Annotated in this window: 18 protein-coding genes; 8 read left to right on the forward strand and 10 right to left on the reverse strand. The window is 66.6% G+C overall.

All coding sequences use genetic code 11. The annotated features are described in order from the left end of the window. Positions 1–827 (reverse strand): transglycosylase domain-containing protein (locus ACTJKF_RS26545; RefSeq protein ID WP_440627517.1); only part of this gene is annotated, 827 nt, incomplete at its 3' end. A gap of 438 nt (positions 828–1,265) precedes the next feature. Here ACTJKF_RS26545 and ACTJKF_RS26550 point away from each other — a divergent pair. The 4 genes from ACTJKF_RS26550 (at position 1,266) to ACTJKF_RS26565 (ending at position 4,661) form a co-directional block, all read left to right on the forward strand. After that, entirely contained in the window at positions 1,266–1,946 is a 681-nt protein-coding gene (locus tag ACTJKF_RS26550) for a PspA/IM30 family protein (protein ID WP_440627519.1), read from the forward strand. Between the two features lie 78 nt (positions 1,947–2,024). Next, positions 2,025–3,203, forward strand: coding sequence for a tetratricopeptide repeat protein (locus ACTJKF_RS26555; RefSeq protein WP_440627521.1), 1,179 nt, complete (start codon positions 2,025–2,027; stop codon positions 3,201–3,203). A 238-nt stretch (positions 3,204–3,441) separates the two neighbouring features. Next, positions 3,442–3,873, forward strand: coding sequence for a large conductance mechanosensitive channel protein MscL (gene mscL, locus ACTJKF_RS26560; protein ID WP_440627523.1), 432 nt, complete (start codon positions 3,442–3,444; stop codon positions 3,871–3,873). A gap of 341 nt (positions 3,874–4,214) precedes the next feature. After that, positions 4,215–4,661 carry a hypothetical protein gene (locus ACTJKF_RS26565; RefSeq protein ID WP_027784713.1) on the forward strand — a complete coding sequence of 149 codons (447 nt, stop codon included), beginning with the start codon at positions 4,215–4,217 and terminating at the stop codon, positions 4,659–4,661. 76 nt (positions 4,662–4,737) lie between these two features. On the opposite strand, the gene ACTJKF_RS26570 is transcribed toward ACTJKF_RS26565, so the two are convergent. Then, positions 4,738–5,631: an NAD(P)-dependent oxidoreductase gene (locus tag ACTJKF_RS26570; protein ID WP_440627525.1), complete on the reverse strand. Its 894-nt coding sequence runs from the start codon at positions 5,629–5,631 to the stop codon at positions 4,738–4,740. Between the two features lie 135 nt (positions 5,632–5,766). Between ACTJKF_RS26570 and ACTJKF_RS26575 the strand changes: the two genes are divergently transcribed. Both ACTJKF_RS26575 and ACTJKF_RS26580 read left to right on the forward strand, forming a co-directional pair. After that, positions 5,767–5,976, forward strand: a complete 210-nt coding sequence (locus ACTJKF_RS26575; RefSeq protein ID WP_059595146.1) for a dodecin — start codon at positions 5,767–5,769, stop codon at positions 5,974–5,976. A gap of 215 nt (positions 5,977–6,191) precedes the next feature. Next, positions 6,192–7,121 carry a LysR substrate-binding domain-containing protein gene (locus ACTJKF_RS26580; protein ID WP_440627528.1) on the forward strand — a complete coding sequence of 310 codons (930 nt, stop codon included), beginning with the start codon at positions 6,192–6,194 and terminating at the stop codon, positions 7,119–7,121. A gap of 172 nt (positions 7,122–7,293) precedes the next feature. On the opposite strand, the gene ACTJKF_RS26585 is transcribed toward ACTJKF_RS26580, so the two are convergent. Then, positions 7,294–8,706 (reverse strand): 8-oxoguanine deaminase, encoded by a 1,413-nt coding sequence (locus tag ACTJKF_RS26585; protein ID WP_440627529.1) that lies wholly within the window; start codon positions 8,704–8,706, stop codon positions 7,294–7,296. Positions 8,707–9,218: 512 nt separating this feature from the next. Between ACTJKF_RS26585 and uraH the strand changes: the two genes are divergently transcribed. After that, positions 9,219–9,572, forward strand: coding sequence for a hydroxyisourate hydrolase (gene uraH / locus ACTJKF_RS26590; RefSeq protein ID WP_011657188.1), 354 nt, complete (start codon positions 9,219–9,221; stop codon positions 9,570–9,572). 53 nt (positions 9,573–9,625) lie between these two features. Then, positions 9,626–10,819, forward strand: a complete 1,194-nt coding sequence (locus tag ACTJKF_RS26595) for a urate hydroxylase PuuD (protein ID WP_440627531.1) — start codon at positions 9,626–9,628, stop codon at positions 10,817–10,819. Between the two features lie 98 nt (positions 10,820–10,917). On the opposite strand, the gene ACTJKF_RS26600 is transcribed toward ACTJKF_RS26595, so the two are convergent. The 7 genes from ACTJKF_RS26600 to ACTJKF_RS26630 form a co-directional block, all read right to left on the reverse strand. Continuing rightward, entirely contained in the window at positions 10,918–11,328 is a 411-nt protein-coding gene (locus ACTJKF_RS26600) for an ACT domain-containing protein (RefSeq protein WP_440627533.1), read from the reverse strand. A gap of 198 nt (positions 11,329–11,526) precedes the next feature. After that, positions 11,527–12,039 carry an ureidoglycolate lyase gene (locus ACTJKF_RS26605; RefSeq protein ID WP_440627535.1) on the reverse strand — a complete coding sequence of 171 codons (513 nt, stop codon included), beginning with the start codon at positions 12,037–12,039 and terminating at the stop codon, positions 11,527–11,529. Beyond that, entirely contained in the window at positions 12,036–13,049 is a 1,014-nt protein-coding gene (alc, locus tag ACTJKF_RS26610) for an allantoicase (protein ID WP_440627537.1), read from the reverse strand. Before alc ends, ACTJKF_RS26605 begins: the two co-directional genes overlap by 4 nt. A 63-nt stretch (positions 13,050–13,112) precedes the next feature. Next, positions 13,113–13,634 carry a 2-oxo-4-hydroxy-4-carboxy-5-ureidoimidazoline decarboxylase gene (uraD, locus tag ACTJKF_RS26615; RefSeq protein ID WP_011352410.1) on the reverse strand — a complete coding sequence of 174 codons (522 nt, stop codon included), beginning with the start codon at positions 13,632–13,634 and terminating at the stop codon, positions 13,113–13,115. Continuing rightward, a complete protein-coding gene (puuE, locus tag ACTJKF_RS26620) occupies positions 13,631–14,584 on the reverse strand; it encodes an allantoinase PuuE (RefSeq protein ID WP_440627539.1) in 954 nt (317 codons plus the stop codon). The genes uraD and puuE overlap by 4 nt, the downstream gene beginning before the upstream one ends. Before the next feature lie 150 nt (positions 14,585–14,734). Continuing rightward, a complete protein-coding gene (locus tag ACTJKF_RS26625) occupies positions 14,735–15,571 on the reverse strand; it encodes an aspartate/glutamate racemase family protein (RefSeq protein WP_440627541.1) in 837 nt (278 codons plus the stop codon). 10 nt (positions 15,572–15,581) lie between these two features. Next, a complete protein-coding gene (locus ACTJKF_RS26630) occupies positions 15,582–17,066 on the reverse strand; it encodes an NCS1 family nucleobase:cation symporter-1 (RefSeq protein WP_440627543.1) in 1,485 nt (494 codons plus the stop codon). Between the last annotated feature and the right edge of the window lie 112 nt (positions 17,067–17,178).

The raw sequence follows: 17,178 nt of genomic DNA on the forward strand, positions 1-17,178 counted from the left end.
CGCACCTTCGCGCGCTTCGGATTGACGACCGGGTTATACGCGGACGGCGCCTTCGGCAGCCCGGCGAGCATCGCAGCTTCCGCGAGCGTGATGTCCTTCAGGTCCTTGCCGAAGTAGACCCGCGCGGCGCTCGCGAAGCCGTACGCGCGCTGGCCGAGATAGATCTGATTCATGTAGACCTCGAGAATCTGATCTTTCGTCAGCGCGCGCTCGATCCGGTACGCGAGCAGCATCTCGTAGATCTTGCGCGTGTAGGTCTTCTCGCTCGACAGGAAGAAGTTGCGCGCGACCTGCATCGTGATCGTGCTCGCGCCCTGGCGCGCGCCGCCGTGCATCAGGTCGGCCACGCCCGCGCGCAGGATGCCGAGGAAATCGACGCCGCCGTGTTCGTAGAAGCGGTAGTCCTCGATCGCGAGCACCGCCTTCTTCATCACGTCGGGAATGTCCTGGAAGCGCACGAGGCTGCGGCGTTCCTCGCCGAACTCGCCGATCAGCACGTGATCGGCGCTGAACACGCGCAACGGCACCTTCGGCTGGTAGTTGGTCAGCGCATCGAGCGACGGCAGTTGCGGCGCCATCACGACGAGTGCATAGCCGACGATCAACGCGCCGACGATCGCGAGCGTCGCGATGAGGCCGACGAACCACAGCGCGACGCGCGAGCCGAACGAGCGGCCGCCGCCGTCCCCGCCTCCCCTGCGCTGCGCGCGCGGGTCGTGGTCACGGTCGTCGTCATCGGGATAATAAGCGCCCGACGGCGAACGGCGCAGCGTGTAGTGGGGTTCGTTCCGGTCGGAAGAAGAAGGCGGTCGTTTGATGATTGGCATGTCGGAATGGCGGGCGTACGTGGCGCCCTCGGACGCATGCGGAAATGCAAGCGAATGAATCAGAGTGGGTGCATCGTGGCAACTGTCACGTCGACAGACCCCGCCGCGCGGCGATCCGTTCCCGCGACGTGACAGCGCATTTTAATGAAATCGACCGAGCGGCTTCGCGATTTTTTGTAAAAATTCCCGCGCCGCCGCGAATTCCGGAACGTATTGGCGTCATGCTCCGCCTATCATGAACACGCAGCCCGGCGCGTGCCGCAGCGTTTCTTTCAATCGCGAAAGGTTCGAATTCCGTACCCGCGCACCACTTGAACTCCGGCACTTAAGCCGTATTTAAGGGGCCGGCGGTGTAATATCCGCCGGCTCACGCGGGTCGGATCCGATTCGCGACGGGCACTGCCGCTGACGCGGCATCTTTCAACCACGGAGGATTTCATGTCGCTTTTCGACTCTGTTTCGCGCACGATCAAAGGCCTGCTGAACGATGCGGCCGACTCGGTACAGGATCCGTCGCGCGACGCACGGCAGATCGTGCGGGAGCTCGACGACAGCATCGGCCGTGCCGAGAATTCGCTGATCGAGATCGAGGCACAGGTCGCGACCCAGCGCAGCAAGCGCGATGCGGCCGACGACAAGGTAAGGAAGTACGAAGACGGCGCGAAGCGCGCGCTGCAGGGCGGCGACGAAGCGCTCGCACGCGAGGCGCTCGCCGCGCAGTCGAATGCGGAAGCCGAGCGCGACGCACTCGCGGCCGAGCTGACGACGCTCGAACCGTCGGTCGACAAGCTGAAGGGGCAAATTGCCGACATGCGTCAGCGCCGCAACGACCTGAACGCACGCTCGAACATCCTGCAGGCCAAGCAGGAAATCGCGCAGGCGAAGGACGTCGCGGCGAGCGCGCTGGGCGGCATCGGCGGCAAGAACCTGTCCGAGGACTTCCAGAAGCTCGAGGACAAGGTCGCGCTGCAGAACGCACGCTCCGACGCACGCCTGAATTCGGCCGACACGTCGAGCGGCAAGGCGCTCGACGACAAGCTCGCCGCATTGAACAAGGGCCCGTCGGTCGAGGACCGCCTCGCCGCGCTGAAGAAGCAGCTCGATACGCCCGCGCAGTAACGGCATCCGCGCCGCGGCCCGCCGGGCGCGCGGCGCGCACCGATTGTCAGGAGACGGGCGCTCGCGCCCGGTTCGACCATGAAGAAATCTCTCGCCGCGCTCGGCTTCTCGCTGATGCTGCTGTCGTCCGCCGCATTCGCCGTTCCGTCGCTGCAGCAAGTCGAGCAGTCGATCGCACAACGTGACTGGCAGCGCGCCGACACGCAGCTGTCGCAAGTCATCGACGCCCATCCGAACAACGCGCATGCGCACTACCTGTACGCACAGGTACTGGACCGCGAAGGCCGCGCGTCCGACGCGCTCGCGCAACTGCAGCAGGCGAAGTCGCTCGATCCGCAACTGCGCTTCACCGATGCGTCGCATTTCGCGCAGACCGAATCGCGCATTCGCGCCGATGCCGCGCGCGCGAGCGGCAACACACCGTCGGCCACGCAGGGCGGCTCGTTGCAGTCGTCGCTCGCACCCGCCGCGCCGGCCGCGAAGCACGGCCCGTCGATGGGCATGTGGATCGGCCTCGCGCTGATCGTCGCGATCGTCGCGCTGGTGCTGCGCTGGACGCTGCGACGCGCACGCTCGGCCGACGACAGCCGCGCCGACGACGAACGCCGCACGCAACTCAAGCGCGCGACCGACGTGCTGAACGACATCCGTCCGCTGAAGCTCGACGCGAAGCTGTCGACAGCGCCCGGCGCCGCCGCGCTCACGGGCGAACTCGAAGGCATCGAGACCGATGCGCGCGCGCTCGTGGAAGCGCTGTCGAACGGCAAGAATCCGGTGCCGCCCTATCGCATCGACGAACTCGAACAGCGTCATGCAAGCGTGAAGGCACGCGTCGAAGGCCGCCCCGACCCGGCCGCGCAACCCGCTGCGCCGACGAACGGCAGCGGCTCCGTCTATGCGCAGGAAGCCGATCGCATGACGGGCATGCAAGGCCAGCCGTATCAGCAGCAACCGTATCCGCAACAGCCCTATCCGCCGCAACAGCAGCCGCCCGTCGTGGTGCAGCAAGGCGGCGGCTTCGGCGGTGGAATGGGCGGATTGCTGACCGGCGTGCTGCTCGGCGAGGCGATGTCCGGCGGCCGCGAGCGCGTGGTCGAACGCGACGTGAACGTCGACGACCCGCGCCGGCGGCAGGAGAACAACGATCCGGGCTTCGACTTCGGCCGTGGCGACAACGCGAACTGGAGCGACGGCAACGGCGGCGGCGGTGTCGATCTCGGCAGCAACGACGACGGCTGGACCGACGACAACACCTGAGTCTCCCGCATGCGGGCGTCGATGCATCGCACGACGCCCGCCTCCCACCGCGCGCTTCCTTTCATTTCGATGCGCGCCGGCCTGCAGATTTGTCAATCATTTCAAGATGGGCTACCGGCAATGGGGCACGTTCGCTATCATGCGGCCATCGGCGTGCCTCCGATCCGATCCGACTCGTCAGACGCTTCGCTGCGCGTCGCGGCACGCCTCCCCTCGCCCAACCAGGAGAAAGCCGCTCATGAGCATAATCAAGGAATTCAAGGAGTTCGCCGTCAAAGGCAACGTGATGGATCTCGCCGTCGGCGTGATCATCGGTGGCGCATTCTCGAAGATCGTCGACTCGGTCGTGAAAGACCTCATCATGCCGGTGATCGGCGTGCTGACGGGCGGTCTGGATTTCTCGAACAAGTTCGTTCTGCTCGGCACCATCCCCCCGTCGTTCAAGGGTAATCCCGATTCGTTCAAGGATCTGCAGGCCGCGGGCGTCGCCGCGTTCGGCTACGGCTCGTTCATCACCGTGGCGATCAACTTCGTGATCCTCGCGTTCATCATTTTCCTGATGGTGAAATTCATCAACAAGCTGCGCAAGCCGGCAGAAGCCGCGCCGGCCGCGACGCCGGAAGACGTGCTGCTGCTGCGCGAGATCCGCGATTCGCTCAAGCAACGCTGAGCATCGCGCCACGCCGCAGCTGCCGGGCCCGCCACGTGCGGGCCTTTTTCATGGGCGCGCGCCGCCGTCCGCCGCGCGAGGCGCCTCTCACTTTTTTGTGACGCGCGAATGCACGCGCGGGAAAAGCAGGTCTATGATGGAGACTAAACGACAGTACGGGCGCCAAGACGCTGGCTGTGTCGATCATCGTGGCAAGCGGGTCGACGGGAGACATTGATCGTCGTACCGCACGAGTGCAGTATTTTCGTGTGCTATAAAGGATCGACATGCGGCGTACATAGCCGGGAGTGGGTCGCATGAAAGTGCCGCATTTCTTGCAATTGTTTTTGAGGCGAGTGTTTATGTCCTTCCCGAAAAAACGTCGACGTGCGCAACAGGATGGCCAGGAGTCGTTCCTCGCGGTATTGCGCCACTCGAAACCGTTCGCTCAGCTCGACACCAAGATTGCCCGTGCCCGTGCGCAGGACGAACCCGTCCTCTATGCGCATGTGCTGCCCGGCCTCGACGTGCTCCTGTGCAGCGTGCGCGGCGCACAGCCGCCCTATCCGGCCATCGCCGAACTGCGCAAGCGCTGCATCGAATCGATCGCCAACGCACTCGAACAGCCGCTCGACGGCCTCGAGAACGGCGGGTACTGGTACGAGGCGAACGGCTTCGGCTTCCTCGTGTTCGCCAGCCGCGCCCGCGCGCGCATCCTGCCCGAATTTGGTGCGGGCACGAAGGCGAGCCTGCGCGGCGGGCTCGGGCGCCAGAACGCCGGCGACACGACACCGCGCTCCCTCGGCTGAACCGACACCGCACGATGGGCCGCCTCCGGGCGGCCCATCGGCCATTCAGGCTTCCGGATTCATCGTCGCCGCGCGATCACTGCGCCGTGCCACGCCCGTTGCCGGGCCGGACGATGTCGATGAACGCGGCGAAATCGGCACCGGCGAGCCCCTGCGCGGCGCCCAGCCGCAGCACCTGCTGCACCGCGGCCGACACGGGCATCACCGCGCCGGTATCGCGCGCGGCGTCGGCGATCGCATCGACATCCTTCTGGAACGTACCGAGCGCGCCGATCGGCGGATGGCCGCCTGACGTCATGCGCGGCACGAAGGTCCGCAGCAGCACCGAATCGGCCCATCCGCCCGCCAGCGCGTCGGCCAGACGCGCGGCGTCGATGCCGCTCGCCTGCGCCAGGCCGACGGCCTCCGCGATCGCCGTCACCGTCGCGGTGACGATCGCCTGGTTGCACAGCTTCGCGGTCTGGCCCGCGCCTGCATCGCCCAGGTGCGTGATGCGCGACGCGTAGGTGTCGATCAGCGGCCGCACCGCGTCGAGGTCGGCCGCACCGCCGCCCGCCATCACCGCGAGCGTGCCGGCCTGCGCGCCGGGCACGCCGCCCGAGACGGGCGCGTCGATCCAGCCGACGCCGAGCGCGGCCGCGCGCGCCGCGTAGTTGCGCGTCGTGGCAGGCGGAATGCTCGAATGATCGACGATGCGCTTCAAGCGGCGGGCGTTCGCATCGCCGGCAAACAGTCCGTGCTCGCCGAACGCGACGTCGCCGACCGCACGGCCGTCGAGTACGCACACGAACACCGTGTCGACGCGCTCGGCCAGTTCGCGTGGCGTGTCGACCACCTGCGCGCCGTCCTTTTCAAGCGCCTCGGCCTTGCCGCGTGTCCGGTTCCATACGCTGACGCGGTGGCCCGCCGCCAGCAAATGCCGAATCATCGGCGCGCCCATCAATCCCGGTCCGCAAAATCCGACTTCCACGATGTTCCTCGTCTCCAATTGGGGTTGCACTTGCCGCCCATCATACCTATCACTCAAGAAGCCGGACACGCGCGGTGCCGCTTCGGGCCCACGGCTTGCACCGGCCGCCCACACCAACATCCCAGGGAGCGCATCATGAGCGACCACGTCTACAAGCTGATCGAACTGACCGGCTCGTCGCGGCAATCGTGCGACGACGCCATCCGCAACGCGATCTCGAAAGCCGGCAAGACACTGCACAACCTGCACTGGTTCCAGGTGACCGAAACGCGCGGTCACATCGAAGGCGACCAGGTCGTCCACTGGCAGGTCACGCTGAAAGTCGGCATGCGCATCGACGACTGACGCGTCACGCGCGGTGCCCGGATCACCGGATGCGTGCAATGCGCATCCGCGTGGCGCCGCGCCCACCCACCTTCCGCCCCGTTCGGACACCTTGTGAAGGCCCGGCCGGCGGGCGTCTGCGGGTATCCATCTCTTGACGCTGGCGTTGGTTCATATTAAAAACGATATACCCCACCGCCCCCTCGATCAGCCCGGACATATAAAACGGAGATATCATGAGTCAGCAACGCGAGGCGATCGACACGTACCTCTTGCGCGTCTTGCACACCTTGTTGATGGAGCGCAGCGTCACGCGCGCGGCCGTCAAACTGAACCAGTCGCAACCGGCGATCAGCGCCGCACTGCGGCGCCTGCGCGACATCACCGGCGACCCGCTGCTGGTGCGCGGCAAGTCCGGCATGGTCCCGACCGAATACGGGCTGCGCCTGCTCGAGCCGGTGCAGAACGCACTGCGCGAAATCGAGCGCATCAAGTTCCAGCAGCACAGCTTCGACCCGGCCACGTCGATCCGCTGCTACCGGATCGGCTGCCCCGACTACCTCAACGTGCTGTTCGTGCCGACCGTGGTCGAGCGCTTCCGCCAGGCCGCGCCGAATGCGACGCTCGAGTTCCACTCGCTCGGCCCCGCGTTCGACTACGAGCTCGCGCTGGAAGACGGCAAGCTCGACATCGTCGTCGGCAACTGGCCCGAGCCGCCCGAGCAACTGCACCTGTCGAACCTGTTCGTCGACGAAATCGTATGCCTGATGAGCAACACGCATCCGTTCGCGAAGCGCGGCGGGCTCACGCTCGACCAGTACCTGAACGCGCCGCATCTCGCGCCGACGCCGTACTCGGTCGGCCAGCGCGGCGCGATCGACGTGCATCTCGCACGCGAACGGCTCAAGCGCCACGTGGTCGTCACGCTGCCGTACTTCAACCTCGCACCGTACGTGCTGGTGAAGTCGGACCTGATCTTCACGACGACGCGCCTGTTCGCCGATCATTACGCGAAGTTCCTGCCGCTGTCGGTCGTGCCGGCGCCGCTCGACTTCCCGCCGATGCAGTACTACCAGCTGTGGCACGAACGCTGCCATTACTCCGACGAAGTGCGCTGGCTGCGCAGCCTCGTCGCCGAAGCGACCCGCACGCTGATCGAGCCGTAATCCCGCCCGGCGCGCACGCCGGGCCTGCCGTTGCAACGGGGCCCGGCGTGATGCGTGTGATGCGCGGCGTGTGGCGTGTGGTGTGTGGCGACCAGCGCCGGAGCCGTAGCCGTAGCCATAGCCGCGCACCCGGTCCGCAGCGCGCCGCGCGACCTTCGCTTCAATCGGCGCGTCAGCGCGACGCCTCCACGAGTGCCTGCGCCAGCGCGTTATGGCGCTCGATGACGGGCGGCAGATCGAGCGTCGCGAGCCGCCCTTCCCGCACCACCACCTTCCCGTTCACCACCGTGTACGCCGTCTGCGACGGCGCGCAGAACACGAGCGCCGCGACCGGATCGTGCAGCGCGCCCGCGAACAGCGGCTGGCGCAGGTCGAACGCGGCAAAGTCCGCGGCCATGCCGGGCTTCAGCGCACCGATGTCGTCACGGTTCAGCACCTTCGCGCCACCGAGCGTCGCGATCTCGAGCGCCTCGCGCGCGGTCATCGCATCGGGCCCGAAGCCGACCCGCTGCAGCAACAGCGCCTGCCGCACTTCCGCCACCATCTGTGCGCCGTCGTTCGACGCGGAACCGTCGACGCCGAGGCCAACCGGCACGCCTGCCAGACGCATCTTCTTCACCGGCGCGATGCCCGACGCGAGCCGCATGTTCGAACACGGACAGTGCGCGACGCCGGTGCCGGTGCGCGCGAACAGGCCGATGCCCGCCTCGTCGAGCTGCACGCAATGCGCATGCCACACGTCGTGGCCGACCCAGCCGAGATCTTCCGCGTATTCGGCGGGTGTCATCCCGAACTTCTCGCGGCTGTACGCGATGTCGTTGACGTTCTCGGCCAAATGCGTGTGCAACGACACACCGTAGTCGCGCGCCAGCACGGCCGCGTCACGCATCAGCTCGCGGCTCACCGAGAACGGCGAACACGGCGCGACCACCACCCGCAGCATCGCGTAGCGACCTTCGTCGTGATAGGTCTCGATCAGGCGCTGCGCGTCGCGCAGGATGTCGGGCTCGCGCTCGACCACCGAATCGGGCGGCAGCCCGCCGTCGCGCTGGCCGACGCTCATCGCGCCGCGGCTCGCGTGAAAGCGCATGCCGATCCGCTGCGCGGCACCGATGCTGTCGTCGAGCCGGCTGCCGTTCGGGTAGATGTACAGATGATCGCTCGACGTCGTGCAGCCCGACTGCAGCAGCTCGGCCATCGCGGTAAGCGTCGACACCTCGATCATCTCCGGTGTCAGGTGCGCCCAGATCCGGTACAGGTTCGTGAGCCAGCCGAACAACTCGGCGTTCTGCGCGGCCGGCACCGCGCGCGTGAGGCTCTGGTACATGTGGTGGTGCGTGTTCACGAGCCCGGGGATCACGAGGTGGCCACGCAGGTCGAGCACTTCGTCGGCGGTATCGGGCAGCTCGGCGCTCGGACCGACCGCGACGATCCGGTTGTCTTCGATATAGAGCCCCGCGTCGCGCAGTTCGCGGCGCGTGTCGTCCATGGTCACGAGCACGTCGGCGTGCTTGACCAGCAGGGTTGTCGGGCGGGATGAGGATGGGTGCGGCGCGCGTGCGCCGGCGTGCTGCTCGAGGTTCATGCGTTCTCCGCGTCGTTCTGCCCCCGGGAGCCGCTCCCGGAGACCATCACAAAGCCGTTCGAACGCTGGTTCGCGGCACGCCCCGGTGCCTGCGTCCGTTCGAACGCGCTGGCCCGGTTACCCGGCGTGAATGCCGTCTTCGGGGTACGCGCGGGCTCGACGCCCGACACGCACGGCGTGCAGCATCGCCCAAGCGCGCGCGGCGCACAATGCGCGATCCGGAATACCGCGCTTCACGGTTTCGATATGGTACGCCGCGCACGGGCCCGCCGAGCGCCGCAAACCCCGGCTGCGGGCCGCGCCCGGCGGGCCGTCGACAGCGGTTCATGCGCGGCGCATTATCTTTGATATCGCGCCCGTATTTGCGCGGAGAACCTTTTTAAAATGCCTGCACGGCGCTCGCTTCAATCTCGCCGACGGGTATGTAGCCACGTGACGTGGAGCCTCGATCCGCCGCACAGTCATGGATCGAGTCGCCGCCGAACCTCGCATTCACACAAGGACAACTGCGAATGGGAAAGCTCACTACCCACGTACTCGATACGGCACACGGCCGCCCCGGCGCCGCCATCAAGGTGGACCTCTACGCGCTGGACGGCGAATCGCGCCGCGCGATCAAGACCGTGCTGACCAATAGCGACGGCCGTTGCGACGAACCCCTGCTCGAAGGCGCGGCACTGGCCGCCGGCGAATACGAACTCGTGTTCCATGCCGGCGACTACTTCGCGTCGCTCGGCGTGAAGGTGCCCGAACCCCGCTTCGTCGACCGCGTCGTACTGCGCTTCGGCATCGCCGACACCGCATCGCACTATCACGTGCCGCTGCTCGTGTCGCCGTGGTCGTACAGCACCTATCGCGGCAGCTGACACACGTATCGGCGCCCGCATCAAAGACAACGATCTGAGTCTGGAGGAGTTTCATGGAAGGCTTCATCACCGACTGGCTGAACCTCGCGCTGCGATGGCTGCACGTCATCGTCGCCATTGCGTGGATCGGCGAGTCATTCTATTTCGTCGCACTCGACAACAGCCTGAAACCGCCCACCGACGCGAACCAGCGCAAGCGCGGCGTGTTCGGCGAACTGTGGCACGTCCACGGCGGCGGTTTCTACAACATGCAGAAGTACACGGTCGCGCCGCCGGAAATGCCGGATGACCTGCACTGGTCGAAGTGGCCGTCGTACACGACGTGGCTGTCGGGCTTCTCGCTGTTCTTCGTGCTGTACCTGCTCGCGCCGAACACCTACCTGATCGACAAGAGCGTGCTCGACATGGGCCCGGTGGTCGCCGTTGCATCCGCACTCGGCTTCCTCGCGGCCGGCTGGATCGTCTACGACTCGCTGTGCCGCCTCCTCGGCACCAACGACCGTGTGCTCGGCATCTGCGTCGGCATCTACGTCGTGGTCGCCGCGTATCTCGCGTGCCACATCTTCTCGGGCCGCGCGGCGTACCTGATCGTCGGCGCGATGCTCGCGACGATCATGTCGGCGAACGTGTTCTTCGTGATCATCCCGGGCCAGCGCAAGATGGTCGACAAGATGCTCAAGGGTGAAGAACCGAACCCGATCTACGGCAAGCGTGGCAAGCAGCGCTCGGTGCACAACACGTACTTCACGCTGCCGGTGGTGTTCGCGATGCTGTCGAACCACTATGCGATGACGTACACGAACAAGTTCAACTGGGTCGTGCTCGTGCTGATCATGCTGGCCGGCGCGCTGATCCGCCAGTTCTTCGTGATGCGTCACCGCGGCAAGCAGCTGTGGTACCTGCCGATCGGCGGCGTCGCGCTGCTGTCGGGCGCCCTGGTGTGGACGATGCCGAAGCCGGTCGCACCGGAAGCGCAAGCGGCGAACGCGCCGAAGATCGTGATCGCCGACATCATGCCGGTCCTGCAGCAGCGCTGCGTCGAGTGCCACTCGGCCAAGCCGACGCTGATGGGCAGCGCGCCCGCCGGCGTGATGTTCGACACGCCGGACGAAGTGTCGAAGAACGCGCAGCGTATCTATGAACAGGCCGTGCGCCTGAAGGCGATGCCGATCGGCAACGTCACGCACATGACCGACGACGAGCGCGTGAAGCTCGCCGCCTGGTTCGAGGGTGGCGCGAACAAGTAAGCCGCCGTGCGCCGGCCATTCGTTGCCGGCGCAATCCTCTCCGTTCGCGGGCCCGGAAACGGGCCCGTTTTTTTTGCCTGCGCGAAACGGGGCGCCCGCTAGCCGCGCAGCGCGTCGCGCTGCAGCGCGACGAGCGCATCGAGCGCGCGCGGGCCGTCGTCGAACGGCACGAAGATGTGATCGTGATACGCGGCGGCCATCACGTTGCAGCTGATGCCGGCGGCGCCGAGGGCGCGCGCGAACGCGGCCGTCAGGCCGACCGCGGCGAGGTCCGAATGCACGGTCAGCGTGATCCACGCCGCACGGAACAGCACGGGCCAGCCGCGACGCGCGGCCGTCTGCTCGTCGACCACGACCGTCATGCCCTCCGCTTCGCGGAACGTCGCGATCGTTTCGGATAACGATAAGTCTGCATCGGCCGGAAGCGCGACGAATGCGAAGGCACCGCGATGCAGTTCGGGCTGCATCGTACGCAGCAGGATCGTGAGGTCGTTTTCAGGTTGGCTCATCGTGGGTATGGGGCCGGAACCGGGCGTCGTGCGGTGGCGATGCGGGCACGATAGCACGCGGCCGCCGTGCGCGATGCATCCACGACGTCACGTCCGCGAGCCGGCTGCAAAACGCGGCGATGCGCGTGCGGCAAGCATAAAAAAACCCGCGCGATTCGCGCGGGTTTCTTCAACGAAGCGGCACGGCTGGAATCCGGCTCAGGTCGTCACTGCATCCAGCGCGTCCTCGGTGAGCCACAGCGATTCCTGCAGATCCTGCTCGTTCAGATTCAGGCCGTCACCGCCGCGATCGACGACGATGAAGTCGCTGACGCCGCCCAGCGCGATCAGCGGGTGATGCCACACGCCCTTCGCGTAGTTGACGCCCTGCCACCCGCTCGTCACGAACGCGCGGATCGCCGACGGATCGAGCTCGCCCGCCGGCGCGACGACGACGAGATACGGCTGGTCGTTCAGCGGCACGAACGCCTGGCTGCCGAGCGGATGGCGCTCGAGCATCTTCACCTCGAACGGCAGCGTGCGCGGCTGGCCGCGGAACAGGTTGACGAGCGTGCGGCCGTCTTCGTCGGTCACGTCGACTTTCGCGAGATCGTGAAAGCGGATCGTCGTGCCGAGGTTGATCGGAATCTGCTTCGCCCCTTCCGTTTCGATCACGTCGCCGAACGGCGCGAACGCTTCCTTGGTCAGCGGTTCGATTGCAAGCGTCTTCATTTGTCGAGCGTCCCCCACAGACGCAGGCGCGATACGCCGCCGTCCGGAATGATGTTCAGGCGCACGTGGGTCACCGGGCCCAGCGAGGCGATTTCCTGTTCGAAATAGTGCTGCTTGTCCATCTGCAGCTTCTGTTCGCCGAGCAGCACCGGCCAGAACATCGACTGCGTGATCAGCGAGCTGTCGGTGCCGCCCGACACATAGGCGGCCTGGATCGAGCAGCGGTCCGGGTAGTTGCCCTTGAAGAACGCGGTATCGACTTCGATCCTGCGGATCACGCCCGGCTGCGCGAGCGCGACGATCGCCCAGTCGTTGCCCGGTTCGCGGCGGCGGCGGGTTTCCCAGCCGTCGCCCATGTTCACGCCGCGGCCCGGCAGCAGCAGGTTCGACGCAACGCCGAAGTGCTGGTTGTTCGCGGCCACCACGTAGCCGCCGTTTTCCATCGCCGCGAGGTCGAACTGTTCGGTCGCGCTCGCACCGGCCCAGTCGAGCTGCGGCTGGCCATACACGCGCAGGCGCGCGATGCCGCCGTCCGGATAGATGTTCACGCGCAGGTGCGTGAACGCACGCGCGTCGCTCGCCGCGACGTAGTGATGGCTGTTGCCCTGCAGCGTCGTCGACGGCACGATCTCGACCCATTGCGTCGCATGCGTCGGCGCCCCGTCGGCCACGAACGCGGCCTCGATCGACGCGGCCGGCGGGAAGTTGCCGGTGAAGTGGCTCGTATCGAGGTCGAAGCCCTTGATCACGCCCGGCCGCGCGAGCTTGACGATGCACCAGTCATAGCCCGTCGTGCGCTTGCGGCGCGTCTCCCAGCCATCCATCCACTTGCCGTGGTCGTCGTACTTGCCGGGGATGAACACCGCCGGCTCGGGATTCAGCATCCGGTCCTTCGGCGCGAAGAAGTCGTCGCTGGCCTCGAGCGCCTGTGCACCGAGACGCGGGTCGGCGAGGTTCACGTAGCGCCGCGTGAAATCGGGAGCGTCGGGATCGAGAAGCGGAACAGCCATGATGTTTCCTTGGTTTCAGTGATGCGATCAGGCCGCTGCGACGCAGCAGGCCGTGTTGCGTTGTCAGGCGTCGATCAGGTCGTCGAGGCGGAAGCGCGCGATCCGGTAGATCTGGTCGAGGCTCGCACGCAGTTCCTCGGTACGCGAATGATTCACGCGCGACTCGAAGTTCGCGATGATGCCGTGCCGGTCATAGCCGCGCACCGCGAGGATGAACGGGAATCCGAACTTCTCGCGATACGTGCGGTTCAGCGTCAGCAGCTTGTCGAACTCTTCCTGCGTGCACTGGTCGAGACCCGCGCCGCTCTGCTCGCGCGTCGACTCGGCCGTCAGCTCGCCGCGCACGGCGGCCTTGCCGGCCAGCTCCGGGTGCGCGTTGATCAGCGCGAGCTGGCGCACTTCGCCGCCCGTTTCGACCGCACCCGACATCGTCTTGTGCAGCGCATCGATGCTCGCGAACGGCCGCTCGCCCGCGGCGACCTCGGCCACCCACGGCGAATGTTCGAAGATTCCCGACAGTGCCGCGACGAATGCGCTCGGCGCCATCGTGTTCAGTTGCTCCAACGTGTAACGCATCGCCTTCATGCTTTCCCTTCGTTTCGATGATTGGGCTGATACGGATGATGTTCACGCCAATGACGCGCGATATCGACACGACGCGTCACCCATACGCGATCGTGCGTCTCGATGTGATCGAGGAAACGCTGCAGCCCGCGGAAACGTCCCGGCCGGCCCAGCAGTCGGCAGTGCATGCCGATCGACAGCATCTTCGGCGCTTCGTCGCCCTCCGCGTACAGCACGTCGAACGCGTCGCGCAGGTAGTCGAAGAAGTGGTCGCCGGTGTTGAAGCCCTGCGGCGTCGCGAAGCGCATGTCGTTCGTGTCGAGCGTGTACGGGACGATCAGCTGCGGCGACGTGCCGCCGCCCGACACGCCGACCTCCATCCAGAACGGCAGGTCGTCGCCATAGTTGTCGGAGTCGTACAGGAAACCGCCGTATTCCGCGACAAGACGATGCGTGTTCGGGCTGTCGCGGCCGGTGTACCAGCCGAGCGGACGCTCACCCGTCACGCGCTCGATCGCTTCCATCCCGAGGCGCATGTGCTCGGCTTCGAGCTCGGGCGTCATGCTCTGATAGTGGATCCAGCGCCATCCGTGGCACGCGATCTCATGGCCGAGCTCGACGAAGGCGCGCGCGAGTTCCGGATGGCGCTCGATCGCCATGCCGACGCCGAACACCGTCAGCGGCAGCCCGCGCTTCTCGAATTCGCGCAGGATGCGCCACACGCCGGCCCGCGAACCGTATTCGTAGATCGACTCCATGCTCATGTGGCGGTCCGGATACGCGGCCGCGCCGACGATTTCGGACAGAAACTGCTCGGAGCCCGGATCGCCGTGCAGCACGCAGTTCTCGCCGCCCTCCTCGTAGTTCAGGACGAATTGCACGGCGACGCGGGCGCGCCCCGGCCAGTTCGCCTGCACGGGATGGCGGCCGTAGCCGATCAGGTCGCGAGGATAGTTGGGATCGAGTGACATGGGTTCGAAGTGCGGCGAAAGCTTGCTGAAATAATGGGTTCGCATCGGCCCGCGCGGGTGCCGGAGGCCGGCCGCGCAGGCCGATGCGATGACGGCCCAGTGTAGCGAAAACGTTCATACGCGCCCATACAGCGGCGCAGATAGTGCATGTCAGACGGCGTGTATGTGCGGTTGCGGCAAAGTCGGGACCGGTTCCGATGCGGCGTTCCCGCTGCGAGCCGGGGCGGCGGCCGGTGCGGCCGCGGGCGCGTGCTCCGGCGGGCTGAAGCGCGCGAATTCGCCGTCGTAGCGCTTCGGCAGCGGCCGCGCATAGTCGCCGCGCTTCGCCGTCGCCAGACGCAGCGACACGAGTGCCTCGGCCCACTTCACGGCTGCGGTGACGCCCTCGACCACCGGCGCGCCGATCTGCTGCTCGATCTCGTGCGCGAATTCGGCCATCCCCGCGCAGCCGAGCACGATCGCGTCGGCGCCGTCCTCGTCGAGCGCGCGCCGGCATTCGTCGACGATGATCCGCCGCGCGGCGGAACCTGGCCGGTCGAGCTCGAGCACCGCGACGTCGGTCGCGCGCACGTTGCGGCAGAACCGCTTCATCCCGTAGCGCTCGGCGAGATGCCACGCCATCCCGCAGGTGCGCGCGAGCGTCGTGACGACCGAGAAACCCGGCGCAAGCACGCTCGCCGCGTGCATCGCCGCCTCGGCGATGCCGATCACCGGCCCGCGCGCGACTTCGCGTGCCGCATACAGGCCCGGATCGCCGAAACAGGCGATCACGTACGCGTCGAAGCCGTCGCGCTCGCCCTGCGCGATCTCGGCGAGCAGCCCGGGCGTCGCGAGCGCCTCGTCGTAATAGCCTTCGATCGACGGCGGCCCCATCGGCGGACTCACCGCGACGATCTCGGTGCCCGCGGCCGCCACTTCACGCGCGCAGCGGCCCATCGCATCGGTCATCCGCTGTGTCGTGTTCGGATTGATCAGCTTGATCTTCATCGTGCCCCCCTCACGCCTTGGCGCTCACGAGCAGCCGGTAGAACACGAAGCCGAGCCCTGCGCCGATGAACCACGAGAAGTTCGCGGCGGCCTGCCAGCCCGGCACCATCACGCAGATGACGGCAATCACCGCGGCCGGCAGCAGCGCGGCGAGCGCGCGGCGGTTCACGCCGCCCGTGTACCAGTAGGTGCCGCTGTCGGACATCGTGTACAGGTCGTCGCGCACGAGCCGACCGCGCTTGACGAGGTAGAAATCGGCGATCAGCACGCCGTACAGCGGGCCGATGAACGCGCCGAGCACGTCGAGCGTGTAGTGGATCACGGCCGGGTTGTTGAACAGGTTCCACGGCGTGATGAAGATCGACGCGACGGCCGCGAGCATCCCGCCCGCGCGCCAGCTGATCAGCCGCGGCGCGACGTTCGAGAAATCGAATGCGGGCGACACGAAGTTCGCGACGATGTTGATGCCGATCGTCGCGATCGTGAAGGTCAGCGCGCCGAGGATCACCGCGGTCGGATGGTCGATGCGGCCGACCGTCTCGACGGGATCCGTGATGAGTTCGCCGAACACCGGCAGCGTCGCGGCCGTCGTGATCACCGTGACGAGCGAGAACGCGAGGAAGTTGACCGGCAGCCCCCAGAAGTTGCCGCGCTTCACTTCGTCGAACGAGCGGCAATAGCGCGAGAAGTCGCCGAAATTGAGCATCGGCCCGGAGAAGTACGACACGACGAGCGACACGGCCGTGATCATCACGGGAATCACTTCCGCGCCGTGATACTTGACGCCGCCGAGGTTGATGCCGATGTTGCGCCAGCCCGCGCGCCACACCATGTAGCCGGCCAGGATGAACATCACGATGTAGACGGCCGGGCCCGCGAAGTCGATGAACTTCTTGATCGTCTCCATCCCGTTCCAGAACACGAACGCCTGCAGCACCCACAGCAGCATGAAGCCGGCCCAGCCGACCGCCGACAGCCCGAGGAAGCCGTAGCGATGGACGTCCGCGTACGGCAGCCACTGCGGAAAGAACTTGAGCACGACGATCACGAGCGCGCTGGACGCGAGATAGGTCTGGATGCCGTACCACGCGATCGCGATCAGCCCACGGATCACGGCCGGCACGTTCGCGCCGAGCACGCCGAAGGTCGCGCGGCACGCGACCGGATACGGCACGCCGATCTGCTGGCTCGGCCGCGCGATCAGGTTGCACAGCCGGTTGACGATCGTGATGCCGACGATCAGCGCGATCAGTACCTGCCAGCTCGTCAGCCCGAGCGCGAACAGGCTGCCCGCGAACACGTAGCCGCCGACGCTGTGCACGTCCGACATCCAGAACGCGAAGATGTTGTACGATCCCCATGTCTGATTCTTAAGGGGTGCCAAATCTTCGTTGTACAAACGCAGACTGTAACCATCCGGCAACGCGGAACTGCCGCCCTCGCCGCCTTGTTCCGCCGGATAGGCGCTGTCGTGCACCACACTGAACTGAGCCATGACTTCTCCTTGACGCGGCCGGACAGCCGCTCCACCGTCATCGATATCGCTCCGGATCGTCGCCCGGAGTCGGACTGGCGGCCGGCGGCGCAAACCGCCGGCCTGCATTGCT

Origin of the sequence: Burkholderia sp. 22313 (assembly GCF_052045245.1) — a bacterium.
GTDB lineage: Bacteria > Pseudomonadota > Gammaproteobacteria > Burkholderiales > Burkholderiaceae > Burkholderia.

Coding starts and splice junctions, on each gene's coding strand:
- ACTJKF_RS26585 (WP_440627529.1), bottom strand. CDS start 8,706: ATGAACCTCGAGCAGCACGCCGGCGCACGCGCGCCGCACCCATCCTCA.
- alc (WP_440627537.1), bottom strand. CDS start 13,049: ATGGCTGTTCCGCTTCTCGATCCCGACGCTCCCGATTTCACGCGGCGC.
- puuE (WP_440627539.1), bottom strand. CDS start 14,584: ATGTCACTCGATCCCAACTATCCTCGCGACCTGATCGGCTACGGCCGC.
- ACTJKF_RS26595 (WP_440627531.1), top strand. CDS start 9,626: ATGGAAGGCTTCATCACCGACTGGCTGAACCTCGCGCTGCGATGGCTG.
- ACTJKF_RS26555 (WP_440627521.1), top strand. CDS start 2,025: ATGAAGAAATCTCTCGCCGCGCTCGGCTTCTCGCTGATGCTGCTGTCG.
- ACTJKF_RS26625 (WP_440627541.1), bottom strand. CDS start 15,571: ATGAAGATCAAGCTGATCAATCCGAACACGACACAGCGGATGACCGAT.
- ACTJKF_RS26565 (WP_027784713.1), top strand. CDS start 4,215: ATGTCCTTCCCGAAAAAACGTCGACGTGCGCAACAGGATGGCCAGGAG.
- mscL (WP_440627523.1), top strand. CDS start 3,442: ATGAGCATAATCAAGGAATTCAAGGAGTTCGCCGTCAAAGGCAACGTG.
- ACTJKF_RS26630 (WP_440627543.1), bottom strand. CDS start 17,066: ATGGCTCAGTTCAGTGTGGTGCACGACAGCGCCTATCCGGCGGAACAA.
- uraD (WP_011352410.1), bottom strand. CDS start 13,634: ATGAAGGCGATGCGTTACACGTTGGAGCAACTGAACACGATGGCGCCG.
- ACTJKF_RS26580 (WP_440627528.1), top strand. CDS start 6,192: ATGAGTCAGCAACGCGAGGCGATCGACACGTACCTCTTGCGCGTCTTG.
- ACTJKF_RS26550 (WP_440627519.1), top strand. CDS start 1,266: ATGTCGCTTTTCGACTCTGTTTCGCGCACGATCAAAGGCCTGCTGAAC.
- ACTJKF_RS26600 (WP_440627533.1), bottom strand. CDS start 11,328: ATGAGCCAACCTGAAAACGACCTCACGATCCTGCTGCGTACGATGCAG.
- ACTJKF_RS26605 (WP_440627535.1), bottom strand. CDS start 12,039: ATGAAGACGCTTGCAATCGAACCGCTGACCAAGGAAGCGTTCGCGCCG.
- uraH (WP_011657188.1), top strand. CDS start 9,219: ATGGGAAAGCTCACTACCCACGTACTCGATACGGCACACGGCCGCCCC.
- ACTJKF_RS26575 (WP_059595146.1), top strand. CDS start 5,767: ATGAGCGACCACGTCTACAAGCTGATCGAACTGACCGGCTCGTCGCGG.